This is a genomic window from Pseudoalteromonas sp. NEC-BIFX-2020_015 (assembly GCF_012952265.1).
In the GTDB taxonomy this organism is placed as follows: Bacteria; Pseudomonadota; Gammaproteobacteria; order Enterobacterales; family Alteromonadaceae; genus Pseudoalteromonas; species Pseudoalteromonas neustonica.
The window spans coordinates 39,763-54,960 of the sequence record NZ_JABCJL010000023.1; the positions used below are offsets into that span (position 1 = coordinate 39,763).

General features: G+C 39.6%; 12 protein-coding genes. 8 read left to right on the top strand and 4 right to left on the bottom strand.

What is annotated here, in order from left to right:
• Positions 1-17: 17 nt before the first annotated feature.
• Positions 18-1,058 carry an AI-2E family transporter gene (locus tag HH219_RS15945; protein ID WP_054206248.1) on the bottom strand — a complete coding sequence of 347 codons (1,041 nt, stop codon included), beginning with the start codon at positions 1,056-1,058 and terminating at the stop codon, positions 18-20.
• Positions 1,059-1,188: 130 nt separating this feature from the next.
• On the opposite strand from HH219_RS15945, the gene HH219_RS15950 reads away from it, so the two are divergent.
• Both HH219_RS15950 and HH219_RS15955 read left to right on the top strand, forming a co-directional pair.
• Positions 1,189-2,082 carry a TIGR01777 family oxidoreductase gene (locus HH219_RS15950; protein WP_169328037.1) on the top strand — a complete coding sequence of 298 codons (894 nt, stop codon included), beginning with the start codon at positions 1,189-1,191 and terminating at the stop codon, positions 2,080-2,082.
• A 136-nt stretch (positions 2,083-2,218) separates the two neighbouring features.
• Entirely contained in the window at positions 2,219-3,391 is a 1,173-nt protein-coding gene (locus HH219_RS15955) for a GGDEF domain-containing protein (RefSeq protein ID WP_169328038.1), read from the top strand.
• A gap of 8 nt (positions 3,392-3,399) precedes the next feature.
• Here the strand turns inward: HH219_RS15955 and HH219_RS15960 are convergent, their stop codons facing one another.
• On the bottom strand, positions 3,400-3,828 hold the full coding sequence (locus HH219_RS15960) for a biopolymer transporter ExbD (protein ID WP_169328039.1): 429 nt from the start codon (positions 3,826-3,828) through the stop codon (positions 3,400-3,402).
• Positions 3,829-4,192: 364 nt separating this feature from the next.
• Here HH219_RS15960 and HH219_RS15965 point away from each other — a divergent pair, with 364 nt between their 5' ends.
• Both HH219_RS15965 and HH219_RS15970 read left to right on the top strand, forming a co-directional pair.
• Positions 4,193-4,633 carry a hypothetical protein gene (locus HH219_RS15965; RefSeq protein WP_054206244.1) on the top strand — a complete coding sequence of 147 codons (441 nt, stop codon included), beginning with the start codon at positions 4,193-4,195 and terminating at the stop codon, positions 4,631-4,633.
• A 523-nt stretch (positions 4,634-5,156) separates the two neighbouring features.
• Complete coding sequence (locus HH219_RS15970) at positions 5,157-7,010, top strand: TonB-dependent receptor (RefSeq protein ID WP_169328040.1); 1,854 nt, start codon at positions 5,157-5,159, stop codon at positions 7,008-7,010.
• Between the two features lie 388 nt (positions 7,011-7,398).
• Here HH219_RS15970 and HH219_RS15975 read toward each other — a convergent pair whose 3' ends face one another.
• A complete protein-coding gene (locus HH219_RS15975; RefSeq protein WP_054206242.1) occupies positions 7,399-7,662 on the bottom strand; it encodes a YkgJ family cysteine cluster protein in 264 nt (87 codons plus the stop codon).
• Positions 7,663-7,788: 126 nt separating this feature from the next.
• Between HH219_RS15975 and HH219_RS15980 the strand changes: the two genes are divergently transcribed.
• From HH219_RS15980 to HH219_RS15990, 3 genes are all read left to right on the top strand, one after another.
• The gene (locus HH219_RS15980; protein ID WP_054206241.1) at positions 7,789-8,961 is read left to right on the top strand and encodes an efflux RND transporter periplasmic adaptor subunit; all 1,173 of its coding nucleotides are present in this window, start codon (positions 7,789-7,791) and stop codon (positions 8,959-8,961) included.
• A gap of 3 nt (positions 8,962-8,964) precedes the next feature.
• Entirely contained in the window at positions 8,965-12,126 is a 3,162-nt protein-coding gene (locus tag HH219_RS15985) for an efflux RND transporter permease subunit (protein ID WP_054455465.1), read from the top strand.
• 174 nt (positions 12,127-12,300) lie between these two features.
• Entirely contained in the window at positions 12,301-13,752 is a 1,452-nt protein-coding gene (locus HH219_RS15990; RefSeq protein WP_169328041.1) for a serine hydrolase domain-containing protein, read from the top strand.
• 67 nt (positions 13,753-13,819) lie between these two features.
• On the opposite strand, the gene HH219_RS15995 is transcribed toward HH219_RS15990, so the two are convergent.
• Positions 13,820-14,758, bottom strand: a complete 939-nt coding sequence (locus tag HH219_RS15995; protein WP_169328042.1) for a LysR family transcriptional regulator — start codon at positions 14,756-14,758, stop codon at positions 13,820-13,822.
• A 120-nt stretch (positions 14,759-14,878) separates the two neighbouring features.
• Between HH219_RS15995 and HH219_RS16000 the strand changes: the two genes are divergently transcribed.
• Positions 14,879-15,169 carry a putative quinol monooxygenase gene (locus tag HH219_RS16000; RefSeq protein WP_169328043.1) on the top strand — a complete coding sequence of 97 codons (291 nt, stop codon included), beginning with the start codon at positions 14,879-14,881 and terminating at the stop codon, positions 15,167-15,169.
• Positions 15,170-15,198: the final 29 nt, after the last annotated feature.

Below are 15,198 nucleotides of genomic sequence, written 5' to 3' on the forward strand. Positions count from 1 at the left end.
ACAATTTTTAGTCAAAGCTATTCTTTTGACCCTTCTAGTTCTTCACCATTTCCTAATAAAGTTGCTAGCCATCGGCCTTCTTCACTGGTCTCGAGTGCGATTTTCACTATCATTGTTAATGGTACAGACAGTAACATGCCAACCGTACCTAATAGCCAGCCCCAAAAAATCAATGACAAAAATACGACCAATGTAGATAACCCCAGCCCCTTACCCATGTACTTTGGCTCAACAATATTACCCATAACTGTATTAATTGTTAAGTAACCCGCCCCAACAAAACCAGCGATTAAAGGGCCTTGGGTTATTAATGCAAGGAGAACCGCAGGAATAGCAGCAATAATAGAACCGATATTAGGAATATAATTAAACATGAAGGCGATTACCCCCCACAACACAAAGTAGTCAACGTTCAAAGTCCACAATAATAATGCTGCCAGTAAACCCGTACCAAGACTCACCACCGTTTTAATCGCTAAATATGAGTTAATTGAATTTAAGAAGCGGTCTATCTGCTTCATCTTCATATCAGGATCATCTAACGCCATATGAATTTTATGGCTTAACATTGGCCCTTCAAATAACATAAATACTACGGTCAAAATAATTAAGAACAGGTTTGCCATCACTCCACCAAGCCCAGTTAACATACCTGTGGCAACATCAATCATTTTTCCGGGATCAAACATCGATATGAGCTGTTCTTTATTAATTAATATGTTATAGCTCGCAGCGACATCCACCAGCCAAATAAACTCTTCTTTAAGTTGTGCTTTATATTGTGGTAAATCTTGTGAAAAATCAGTGAGTGATTGACCAACTAGGCCACCAAGACTTACACCGACACCCACTACCATTAGCATGACAAGCATAATGGCAATACCTTTAGGTATTTTATAGCGACCAAAAAAACTTAATAAAGGATTACAAATAATGGCAATAAATCCAGCTAATACAAACGGGATAACAATAACACTTGCTGCTTTTATACCTGCTAAACCAATTACTAATGCCGCGAAAATAACTAAACTTTTGTTTACTCCAGTTAATCCAGCCAAACTATAATCCTTGAAAATAAAAACTGCGGTTAGTGTATGTGAAAAGTTAATCAAATGAAATATTTGCAAAGTGATCAAAGCCGTCTATCTTTCGTATAAAATTAATATTGCTACTAAAAAGAAACCTCTTATGCACATATTGATCACTGGCGCGACTGGCTTAATCGGCGGCTATTTATGCTCCGCATTGAACAAGGACCATAAGCTAACAGTACTTACTCGCAATATAAGTAAAGCAACGCAACAACTTGGACCAAACATTCATTACATTGATGCCCTCACTAGCGTTGATTTTAACGACCTAGATTGTGTTATTAACTTGGCGGGTGAACCCATTGTAAATAAACGTTGGAGTGATAAACAAAAGTGTATTCTGCGTAATAGTCGTATTACACTGACCCAACAAATTAGTAATGCGATAAAGCAATGCCATACACCACCGCATACGTTTATATCAGGCAGTGCTATAGGGTTTTATGGCAGGCAATCCAGCACCCACATTGACGAGCAGTTTGTTGATGTAACACCTGAATTTAGCCACCACCTATGCAATGATTGGGAACAAGCAGCACTGAGTGCTCAGTCAACTGATACCCGCGTATGCTTACTACGTACCGGTATCGTCTTAGCAAATAATAACGGTGCTTTAGCAAAAATGCTGCCCCCCTTTAAACTGGGTTTAGGTGGACCTATTGGCAGTGGTCGCCAAGGTATGTCATGGATACATATTGAGGATATGATTAATCTAATTATCCACATGCTCACGCATTCACAACTCAGTGGTGCATTTAATATGACCGCACCAGCGCCAGTATCAAATGCCGAGTTTAGTCAACATTTAGGGAAAGCATTGAACCGCCCCGCTAAAATTCCAATGCCTGCATGGATACTAAAATTAGCAATGGGTGAAATGGCTGATTTATTACTTTACGGTCAATATGTACAACCGAAAAAAGCACTTAATAGCCACTATAATTTTAGTTACCCTACATTGGACCTAGCATTAGAAAACCTATTGGGATGATAATAAATAACCATAAGATGAGAATCAAAAAACAATAATTTAATACTACCTTGCTATTTAAACGCTAATAAATAATACTTGCATCACAATTGTAATTATTGACTCAAATAGGTCAATCGAACTGAGCAAATTATTAATGCTTCATTTACCTACTGTAATTAGCATATCACTGCTGTTAAATATACTCATCGGCGGCTTTTTTATTACCGTTTATAATTATAAAAAACAACGGTGTTACTTATATTTAGGTGCTTCTTGTGCTGTGTTTGTTGTTGCACAAATTTTTGCTTGTTTACGTATTGTTTTAGACAATACATTTATTACCCACTACCTTGCTGATTTGTGCATAATAATTAGCCCTGTATTGGCGATTATTGGTTTACAAAAAGTGACTCATACTCATAGCCGTACTAGCCGTCATTTTTTAACCTTAATTTTTGTAAGTGCTATTATATTACTCCCTATTTACGCGGTTACCGCTGGGCAAATGGTCACTAGCATTATTATTGCAACGCTCTTTATGTACGCAGCTTATTTAGTACATAAAATGAAATGCGCCGCTCCTATACAGCAAAAAATACTCTCAGCGTGTTTTATTAGCCACAGTATTATTATGTACATACAAGGTATGATGCTAGCAGCCCCGCATATAACAAATACAGTGCTTGATTTTCATCAACCTCTACAGGCTATTTTGATCAACCACATTATTTTGGCAACTGCTACAGCCCTAGTATTACCATTTTTATTATTTGTAAATATTGAAGAAAAACTTCAACGCCTTGTCAATCACGATACGTTAACGTGCTTGTTAAATCGTCGTGGGTTTTTTATGCAAGGACAAGCACTGCTAAAACAAGGTATTGCACATCAACAATCTTTTGCTGTTGTTATGATCGATATAGATCATTTTAAAAGAGTGAATGATAAATATGGTCACAGCACGGGTGATACCGCAATAAAATGGATTGCTCAACATATTATGGCACATCTGAATGACCACGATATTGCTGCGCGTATTGGTGGTGAAGAGTTTGCCTTGTTGCTCCCAGATCAATCGTTATATCAAGCTAAAGAAACTGCACAGCGCTTGTGTGATGCCATAAGGGAACATAGCTTACACTTTAAAGGTAACTCTATTGATTTATCAGTAAGTGTAGGGATCAGTAGCAGTTATGATGCGAATGCATCTATTAAGACATTGTTAGATCAAGCTGACAAGCGTTTATATATTGCAAAAGCTAAAGGCAGAGATCAAGTTGTTATTTGCGACCATCAAGCAGGTCAAATGGTAAACAACACAATGTAAATGCAGCTTTATAGATTACCCCATACAATATGCGTAATCCCTTGCTTTTTGAATATATCAGTAGCTTCAAGACTCAAACTCAATGGCACATCATCTGCTACGAATAACCACACTCGATTAGTCGGGAGCTCAGAGAGCATCTCAAAAATCAGTTGATTTATAGCTTCTTTTTCACTGAGATTGTATGTTGTTTTATCATGTAAAAATCGCAACGCTCCACTGCGACTCAATGAGACTCTAATGGCTGGGTTATGCGCGCACCAGTTGCGATAACTACCACAATTATCAAGCATTGTGCCTTTAATTACCTCAACTGCGGTCTCTTTTTGAAAAGAAAACAACATAACAAAAAAAATTAACAATACAAAACCTAAATCCATGTAAGGCTGGGTATTTAAAACGCCTGTAGTAAATTCATTTTTTCGTTTTTTTCTCATACTGTATACTCCTGCCTAATACAGCCATTCATTTATTGGTAACTTTATAGTTTTATTATTTATAAACAATGCGCTAATGGTAACTTTTGTATCCCTGCTGTAACTAACTCACTGAGTATTTTTATAAACGGCTCTATAATTCTTTGCGCGACACTTCGGCTTAACCACCAGTGTGAATAACATTTTTAACGAATAACACATGTTTGTGCAAACTTTGAAATACTGTGCGCGGTATCTAACATGCTTTTTACACAGTCTTTTTTATTACTTTTTATATCTATTGCCATTAATGTTTACAGTAAACTTTACATCTGCACTGTTTAGTCACACACTAAATCATCACTAATAAGTTTCTAAAATCAGAATGAAATCATTTATTACACTTTGCACTATTACGCTTATGTTACTTTTAAACGGTTGTGGTAGTGAAGATTCACCAAAAGGTGAAAACAATACACCAGGCAATAGCGCCGCATTATTCTTTGATGTGTTATATAACGAAAAAGATCTTACTAAAGCCAGTAGTATGGCTACGCCAAAAATGGCTAGGATCATGAAGTCCTATGGCACCGCTAAACAATTTGCACGAAACTTAATTAACATGCAATTTGATGAAGTGACGATTGAAGTTGATATGACCAATATGAGCTTGAGAGAGCAATATGGTGACAAAGCAAATATTAACCTCATTTTTACCGGCTATCTTAATGGGAATAAAGTCGATGATATGCGCAGTGTAAAAATGGTACGTAAAAAAGGCAACTGGTACGTTGATAAAATAAATGCAGACCCTTTCGCACGCTAAATCTAAACATAATTGCAAGCCTTGTTTATAACAAGGCACGTACTTTAACTGACTTTGCAGCCTCTAACAAATATCAGGTTACCGAGGTTTGGAATCGAGCGGGCTAAGTAAACCCGCGTCCTGCTCACGCCCCTAGAAAGAACCCTTTGGACAGCGCGCCTGTTTGACATTTATACTGCATTATCGCCTATTTATGAGAAACACCACACACCATAGGCGCTGCCTTGCCTAAATACCAAATAGACTGCTGCAAAATCAATCACTAAAGGTCAACACACCCTAGCTATATTCAGCCTTTGATGATTGCCCACACCCCTAGTTCAAAATCCTTTTACATGTATAGCCACACCACCCCATTCGCTAAGTGATTAAAACGCCTAAATATTGAAGCAATATGTTGTGTTTATAAAGTATAAGTAAATGCAATTTTCTCGCATTAAGATACAATGGCGCCACAATCAAAGTTATTAAATATTAGCCCCTAAGCGCTACTTTGTAGACTACGCGAAAAAGAGAACTTAAGATGATCCGAACGGTACACCTCACTCTACCAGCCTTATTATGTAGTATATCAACGTTGTCATTCGCAGCAGACGAGACCGATACAAAAAGTATAGAAAAAATCACTATTGAAGCGTCACCAACAGCGAACAAAGAACCTGTCGGTACCTTCGACTCTCCAGTTTCTAACTTAGAATACGACCCTCGGGTTGATTTACAATCACGCAATATGGCTGAAGCGCAAGCAGATGTGACTATTCGCGGCGGTATTTTTGAAAACACTGGTTTTAGAGTCGGCAGCGCCACTTTATTTGATCCACAGTCAGGCCATTACTTTGCTGAAATTCCTATTGCGCCACAGATGTTAACGAGCCCTAGAGTCATAACAGGGGTAGATAACGCACTTTATGGTGTCAATAGTTCAGTCGGAACGGTCTCTTTTGGTTGGAAACCAATTAACACAGGAGGTAGTGTATCGCTTGGTGCTGGTAATAATGATTTTAATCGACAAAGCTTACATGGCGCTGTTAGCCTACCGCTAGAGGGAGTTAATGAGTGGCGTGTGGGAGTTGAAGGTGAGTTTTCTCACTCTCAAAGCGATGGCTCAATTGATAATGGCGATCATGACTTTAGCCGCGCATCAACACGTGTACAATTAACCGGCCCTCAATCACAAACCGACCTGTTCTTTGGCTATCAAGAAAAGTTTTTTGGCTGGCCAAATATGTATACGCCATTTAATGTAAATGAAACCGAAGATCTTGAAACCCGCTTAGTGATGCTAAACCATAAGCAAGAATACGCAGCCGACAGTGAGTTTGAAATATCTGCATATTATCGTAAACATAACGACCATTATGTTTTTTCACGTGAAAACCCATCTATGTTTGAGGCGTTTCATGAGAGCGAAGTAAAATCACTGGCGCTCTCAGGTCGTCATGCTCGCAATGATTCATTCGCGCTCAATTACTCTGCGCAGTATATTGAAGATTCGATTGAATCAACGACTTTAGAAAATAACTTTACGTCGCGCAGTTACTATAAGGTCAGTATTTTACCTGAATATAAAGTAACACTTGAAACTAATCAAAGCATTACTATGCGCCTTGGTGCCACTTTTGACGATACAAATAGAGACGATTCTGACATTTCACTCATTGGTGATGTTACTTGGAATACAGTAACTCAAGATGGTACTGAACGAGCACTTTATTTATCGTACGCACAAGCAAGCCAAGTGGCTGGTTACACTGCCATTGGCGGTAGTGACTCTGGAGGCTTATTTAGAAGTAACTATTCGCTTGAACGTGAAGTAACTAAAAACCTAGAACTAGGCTTACTTTTTGAGCAGCAAAATTGGGTGTTTAACTCTGCCCTCTTTTATCGCCAAGATGAAAATTTAACCGATTGGACCTACAGTTTAAATTCAACATCAGCCCGCTTTGCAAACCCGGTTGATATTGATACATCTGGCGTTGAATTTTTTGCCACTAAACATTTTGATACCGCAGAAGTTATTGCAAGCTACACCTTCTTAAATAAATCAGAAGATTATGGCGTTGCAGACATAGATGCCAGTTTTTACGCATTAAACTACCCTGATCACAGGCTAACCCTTGGCGCGATTTGGACCCCAAGCGATTTACTTGAGTTTCGCATTGATAATGAATGGCGTAAACAACACGAAAACACGCTTAGAAATGGTGATGATGACGCGTTATTTACGCACCTAACCTTAAAAATAACGCCACATCAATTTGAAAACTTTTTTATTACGCTTGCAGCGGATAACGTGTGGGGCGAATCATTTGAAGAGATCCCAGGCACCCCAGGACGTGGTGAACAATATACACTCAGTGCAACCTACAGCTGGTAACAGCATATAAAGCCTTCGCAAAGGAGGCTTTAGTTCCTATACCCAAACCATCTCAAGATGCTGTTTCAGTAGGAATTTAAAGCGATTTAGGCAAGGTATTGATTGCAAGCAATAGTGATTTTATTATTAAAATCAATACCTTATAAAATTAACGCAGTATAAATCGCTTTAAAACCAACCCGTTGGGCGTTTCACAGAGACTTACTCTCATCGTTGTTACTTCTTAAAAGGGATAGCCATTGTTGCAAAGTAACGCCTTGATATTAAGCTCCTGTGAAACGCTGAATTCTGCATCTTGAGGTGGCTTGGGTATATAACCTAAGCAAAAACGCCCTATAAACATTCTTCAAACCAATGACGCGTAAAAAATGTGTGTATAAATTTTACGTTAGGTCAGCTCTTCTAGCTCTGTGATCAACGCTAAAGCATGTGCGTTACTGGTACCGCAAACATCCAAAGTAGCACTAAAATCACTGCACACTTTAGGGCGACTTTCATCGCCAAATAGTTTGCATAAATTGCCTTCATCCAGCTGAATACAACGTTCTCCGGCCTTTTTACCATTAGGCATGCCGGGAATTGGCGAGCTGATACTTGGCGCAATACAGCACGCACCACACCCTAAACGACACGTCATTGTTAATGTATTCATACTTGCCCTTTTTGTACCTTACTTATCTACTTTGTTAACTGTGTAATGACTTGTTACATCTTCATACGATTTTAAAATATTTTATTCTCTATAATTACTCTGTCACCTAATTATGAGGAAAGCCCTGTGGCTACTAAAAAACAAATTATTCTACCTATCGCGGTACTGGTTGGCGGGATTGCACTTGCTGCAGGCTTCTCTTCAATGAAGAAACCACCAGAAGAAAAACCAGCAGTTGATACTCGCCCGTTAGTATCAACAACGGCTGTCCACCTTGACCCAATAAACTTGGATGTAAAATCCTATGGTGTAGTAAAAGCAAAAGATCACACCATGCTAGTTGCCCAAGTTAGTGGGCAAGTTGTATTTGTCTCTGAGCAATTTGTTCAAGGCGGATTCGTCAAACAGGGCGATATTCTAGCACGAATTGATCCAAATGATTATGAAGCTGCATTGATTGAAGCGCAGGCTGGCATGGCACAAGCAAGCGCTGATTTAGAAATTGAACGTGCTCAAGCACATGTAGCACAAGCTGAGTGGGATCGCATCAAAGATAATTCAAGCCAAGTAATTCCATCGCAGTTGTATTTACGTAAGCCACAACTAGCAGAAAAACTAGCCCGCTATCGTGCGGCGCAAGCCTCTGAAAAACGAGCTAAACGTAATTTAGAGCGTACATATATCAAAGCCCCTTATGATGCAATTATTGCAGCGCGTGATATTAGTTTAGGCAGCGTGGTCAATCCAGGTAATAAATTTGGTGAATTAAGCTCAACTTCCATTGCAGAAATACGCCTTCCAGTTGCAGACAAAGAACTGCAATATTTGATTAATGGTGGTATTGGCGCCACAGTCACTCTTAGTGCTGATTTTGCAGGGAAACCAACGCAATGGCAGGCAAAAGTAGTTCGCAGTGAAGGCGTGATTGATCAAAAAAGCCGCATGAGCTATTTAGTCGCACAAATTGCAACCCCTTATGCTAGTGAGCAACCTTTGCGTTTTGGCTCTTACATTAATGCGACTATTTCAGGGCGTGAATTAAACAATGCGATTGTTGTACCGCACCATTTAGTAAAGGACGGCAAAATTGTCGTACTCAACGATGATTTAACATTATCATTCAAAACAATTGATATAGTTAGAGAATACAACGGCATGGTGATAGCATCACAAGGCCTAACGGAAGGTCAGCAACTAATAACCTCTGCGCTTGAGTACCCAAGTGAAGGTATGCTGGTAAAAATTAATGATGCTGACAAGCCTCTTGGTGCAACCCAACTTGCATTGAAAGAGGAATAAAAAATGACCATTCATAGCGAAAAGGGCTTAATTGCTTGGTTTGCTCGCAACCCTGTTGCAGCCAACCTATTAATGATTTTTATTCTCGTGGGCGGTATTTTAACAGCGTTTTCTATTCGTAAACAAATGTTTCCGCAGTTTGAAAATAACTGGATCAGCGTGCAAGCGGTGTATCCTGGTGCAGCACCACAAGAGGTAGAAGAAGGCATTACCATCAAGGTCGAAGAGGCACTTGAAGGCCTTGAAGGTATAAAACGTAAAATCACCTACTCAAACCGCAGTTTTTCTCAAGCATGGATTGAAGTCGCAGAAAAATACGACACCCAAGAAGTACTCGATGAAATAAAGATGCAAGTTGACTCAATCAACACTTTTCCAGCTGAAATGGAACGCCCTGTTGTTCGTCACGATAAATTTGAGCAAGAAGTAATGATACTCGCTCTGTATGGCGATATGTCGAACCATCAGCTCAAAGAGCTGGGCAATAATATTAAAGATGAACTCCAAGCCCTGCCATTAATAAACCTCGTTGAATTTAACAGTGGCTTAGACTATGAAATAGGCATTGAAGTCAGTCCAGATAAACTACGTGAATATGGCCTAACCTTTAGGGATATTTCAGGGGCTGTACGCGCGTTTTCAGCCAATATGTCAGCGGGGCAAATACGCTCTGAGAATGGCTATATTTCAATGCGGGTTGAAAAACAAGCGTACCGTGGTAATGAATTTGAAAAGCTTCCTCTAATTTTACTCCCTGATGGCGCACAAGTCTTTTTAGGCGACGTTGCGACCATCAACGATGGCTTTGAAGAAGGCTTACAATACTCTAAATACAATGGTAAAAACTCACTCTCATTTGAAGTCAACGCGTCAAAAGATCAAGACATTACTAAAATTGCTAAAGTCCTCAAGCAATACCTTGCAGATAAAGCCGATACATTACCTGCGGGCGTAAAGTTAACCCCTATTGTTGATCTAACTTACTACCTTGAAGGTCGATTAGATATGATGATCGATAACATGGTATGGGGCGGCATTTTGGTTATGGTGGTACTCGCCTTATTTTTACCACTGCGCTTAGCTTTTTGGGTAATGATGGGTTTACCTGTGTCGTTCCTTGGCGCATTTTTGATGATGCCAGTGGGCTTTTTAGATGTCACAATTAACTTAGCATCGCTGTTTGCCTTTATATTAGTGCTAGGAATTGTCGTTGATGACGCGATAGTCGTAGGTGAATCTGCCAGTGCCGAAATAGAAAAGTACGGCCACAGTCTTGATAATGTTGTACGCGGTGTTAAACGCGTTGCTATGCCCGCCACTTTTGGTGTATTAACCACCATTGCAGCTTTTTTACCGCAAACTTTAGCTACAGGCCCAGGTGCTGCGTTTTCTAAAGCCATTGGTGGCGTTATTATTCTATGTTTGATTTTCTCGTTAATTGAGTCAAAACTTATTTTACCTGCGCATATTGCCGCAATGAATCCACGTAAACCAAACCCTAAAAATCCACTGCACCGCTTACGTAACGTAATGGATGGCGGATTAAGACGCTTTGTAGAAAATTATTACACACCGTTTATTAGTCGCTGTATTCATTATCGCTATACCGTTATTATTGGCTTTGTCTGTGTATTAATCGTCAGCGGCGGTATGTTTGCAGGTGGCCTCGTTAAGTTTGTTGCCAACCCTAAAATACCTCATGACTTTCCGCGTATTTCCGTCGAAATGAACTTAGCATCATCAGAGCAAGCAACACTAGAAACTGCGCGTAAAATTGAGCAAGTCATTATAAATGTTGATAATCAGCTTAAAGAACAATATGGCACTGCTATGGTTCGTGATTTATCAGTAAGCTTACGCGGTCGTACTAATGCCAGCATCATGGCAATATTGGTTGAGCCAGACCTACGCCCTATTGATACCTTTGCATTAAGTGCACTTTGGCGTGAGCAAATGCCACCTTTGCCTGGTGTTAAAACATTAACCATTCAAGACAGCATTATGAATGGGGGCCGAGATGATGGCGATATTAGCTTCCGTCTTGAAGGTAAAAACGTTGATAAACTTAAAGAAGTTGCCGCAAAACTGAAAGAAAAACTTAATACATTGGAAGGCGTGGGTGATGTAAATGACTCAATGCAAAGTGCAACAGATGAAGTACAACTTGATTTAAAACCACTTGCTTACAGTATGGGATTAACCCTTGCTGATGTTGCTTCCCAAGTAAGCTTTAGCTACTACGGCCTTGAAGCACAGCGCATTCTTCGCGATGGCGAAGAGATTAAGGTGATGATCCGCTACCCTGAAGATGCCCGTAACTCAATCAGCGACATTGACAGTGTACGTATTGTTACGCCAAGTGGCGCGGAAGTACCGCTGGCTGAAGTCGCCGAAGTTAAATTAGTTGATGGTGTGAATAGCATTCGCCGTGAAAACTCTAAACGTACCATTAATGTGTGGGCATCTGTTGATACTGATCAAGTTGAACCGTTTGCCATCGCAGAACAAATTCGCGATGAATATTTACCTTCATTATTAAAAAGTTACCCCGGTGTACAGAGCAGTGTTGCTGGACGTATTCAAGAAGAGATGGACAGCGTTGCAGAGCAAGTACGTGATTTTGCTTTATCAATGATGATTATTTTTGCACTTTTAGCAATTCCGCTACGATCATACTCGCAGCCATTAATTATTATGTCGGTGATCCCGTTTGGTGTCATAGGTGCCATGTTTGGCCACATGGTACTGGGTATGACGATGAGTGGTTTGTCAATTTTCGGCATTATCGCGGTGGCCGGTGTGGTGGTAAATGACTCGCTGGTTATGGTTGATTTTGTAAATAAAGCGCGCGCTGATGGCGTTGCAATTAAAGATGCCGTAACTCAAGCAGGCGCACGACGCTTTAGAGCAATACTACTGACCTCTATCACTACATTTATTGGTGTAATGCCCATCATTATGGAAACCAGTCTACAAGCGAAGATTGTTATTCCGATGGCAGTGTCACTTGCGTTTGGCGTACTGTTTGCCACGGTTATCACTTTAATACTGATCCCATGCCAATACGTGGCGCTTGAAGATGCCAAACGAGTTATTCGTAAATGGCGTGGTAAAGAAGCGCTAGTCGATGGTCAACCTGTTGCAGTAACGCCAACCAATACATAAAATTTAACATCCCAACCAACTAGCCCGCACTGTTTACAGTGCGGGCTTTTTTATATTAATAATCACAACAACCGTGAATTTAGTACATAAAATCAACATTATAATTATTTACTTAGCACACAATCCACGCTACAAATAGATGATAAAACGAACTAAAAACAAATAAGGACGCACATGCTATCAAAACAACTCGTGTTACTTTACTCTTTTTTAATAGTATCCCTCGCATTATTCTCTGGTGCTACAAACGCCAATAATCAACAGCAAAAAATGGATTCTTTTATCCAAAAATACCATGACTTAAAACAGTTTAACGGCAATATTTTAGTGGCAAAACAAGGCAAAGTGATTTTTGAAAAAAGCTATGGTTATGCCAATTTTGAATGGGATATTAAAAATACAGCCGAAACTAAATTTCGTATAGGTTCTATCACTAAACAATTCACCGCAATGCTGACTTTACAACTAGTACAAGATGGTAAAATAGATCTAGACAAACCTATCGCCACTTACCTACCCGACTATCGACCTGACACAGCAAAAAAAATTACCGTTAGGCAATTACTTAACCACACCTCTGGGCTTGGTAATTACACTCAAGCCCATAACTTCCATGAGCACTATAGCCGCAACCCATATGGTGTAGACGAATTTATTAAACTGCTATGCAGTGATGATTTACTCTTCAAGCCTGGCAGTAAATTTCGCTACAGTAACTCAGGGTACTTTTTATTGGGCGCAATTATTGAAAAAGCATCAGGCAAAACGTATCAACAACTTTTGCAAACAAATATTTTAACGCCTCTTGGTATGAGCGACAGTGGCTATGACTCAAGTAGCCATATCATCAAATATCGTGCAAGTGGCTACAATAATAACTTAGATGGTTATACTAATGCTGCTTATTTGGATATGTCGATCCCCTATGCTGCAGGTTCTATGTACTCGACTGCTCGTGATTTAGTTAAGTGGGATCAAGCACTTTACACAAATAAACTGCTCAATAATGAGCTAAAAAGTCAAATGTACACCACCTCCACACAACGTAATTACGCACTGGGTTGGGAAGTAAATCAATTAAAGACGCAAAAGTATGGCAAGCCACTAACTCAAATCCAACACGGAGGGGGGATTAATGGTTTTAATGCATTTATTAGTCGTATTGCTGAAGAGCAATTATTGGTGGTTATTTTAAATAATACTGGCGGAGCGCCATTAACTCCGATGGCCGAAGGATTATTAAATATTTATTATGACAAACCCTATAAAATCGCCACAGAAAATGTTGATAGCCAACTATATAATGCTTTACTAGCTGGGGGAGTTGCAGGACTGAAAAGTAAGTATAGTGAGCTAAAAGAGCAAAATAACCCGCTTCGAGAAAGAACCATCAACTACTTTGGTTATGAATTAATGACAATGAAAAAACTTGATGCCGCCATTGCAATCTTTGAACTCAATGCAGCGCAATACCCTGACTCTGCAAATACACATGACAGTTTAGGAGAAGCTTATTTAACTGCAAATAAGCCAACACTCGCATTAAAAAGCTATCAAACTGCACTTGCATTGAACCCTGAGAGTGAAAGTGCAAAAAAAGCCATCAAACAACTGCTATTACAATAAACAAAAAAACTGGCGAAAAGTTTATTATCCGAAGCTCAGATCACGTAATTAGGGTGTACTTGTTGCTTTAGTTTACCAATACACTGGCGTCAAGTATCCCCTTCTCAACAAGCTGCTTTAGTGTTTCGTGTGCTTTTTGTCTGCATACATCACGCAACAACCGCACTGCGGGCGTAATTGATTGCCGACTTGGGCAAATTAGCCACAACTCGCCGCAGGTATGTTGATAATCAGGCATAACTGTAACGACTCTGTCATTAAGCAGGTCATCTGCAATATCCAGCGCCGATTTTACAGCAAGTCCTTTACCGGCGACACACCAACGCCTAACTAAATCACCATCGTTTGAAGCTCGTCTTCCCTGCATTTTTACTTTGTACTTATTTTCGCCATCAGTAAATTCCCAAACATTATTGATAATGTCTTGTAGCTGATAAAACAGTCCTTGATGCTGTGCAAGGTCATCGGGATGTATGGGGTTAGTGTGCTCAGCAAGATACTCTTTGGTTGCACACAATAAACGCGGCACCGTACAAATTTTAAATCCATACACGTTAGCATCATTAGGCGAGCCATAGCGAAGCGCTATATCAACTGAATCACGATAAAAATCTATGTTACTGTCACTTATGTGAGTACGTAAACTCACTTTAGGATAGTTGTCCATTATTTCATCTATCCAAGGGATCACTAAATTTCGACCAAGATCAGATGACAATGCAACCCTCAGCTCGCCTTCAATTTCATCGTGTTCACCTTTAATGTTTTGCTTTGCCTGCTCAAGTATTGTCAGCGCTTGCTCACACTGCACAATGTACCGCTCGCCTGCACTTGAAAGCCTTAGGTGACGTGTAGTACGTACAAATAATTCACAGCCTAATGCTGATTCTACTCGTTTAATTGCTGCACTGGCAGTGGCTGTACGCATATCTAGTTTTGCTGCGGCGCGCGTAATACTTCTAAACTCCGCTACTTTCAAAATCAGTTTTAAATCTTCAATCTGCATATTATCTATTTTTATTTGATAATGATTCAATCATTATGGTGTTTATCTAAAGCAAAGCAAGGATTACTATGCATGTATAGAATAAACCTAGCTTAGATACATTCATTCGTAGGAGTTAAAGTGGCACAACTGACCATTGTGGCAAATATTATTGCCAAACCTGAACACATTGATTTAGTAAAAGTGCAATTAATAAAGCTTATTGAAACAACACGCGCTGAGCAAGGCTGTATCAATTACGACTTACATCAAAATAATGATAGCCCCGCTCATTTTATGTTTTATGAAAACTGGCAAACCCGCCAATTATGGCAAGCACATATGAACAACCAACACCTTCAAGACTATGTTGAAGCTGTTGATGGTGCAATTGAGTCATTTACACTTAATGAAATGACGATTATTAAGTAATCAAGGTTTAGCTAATTTAAACTATTCGC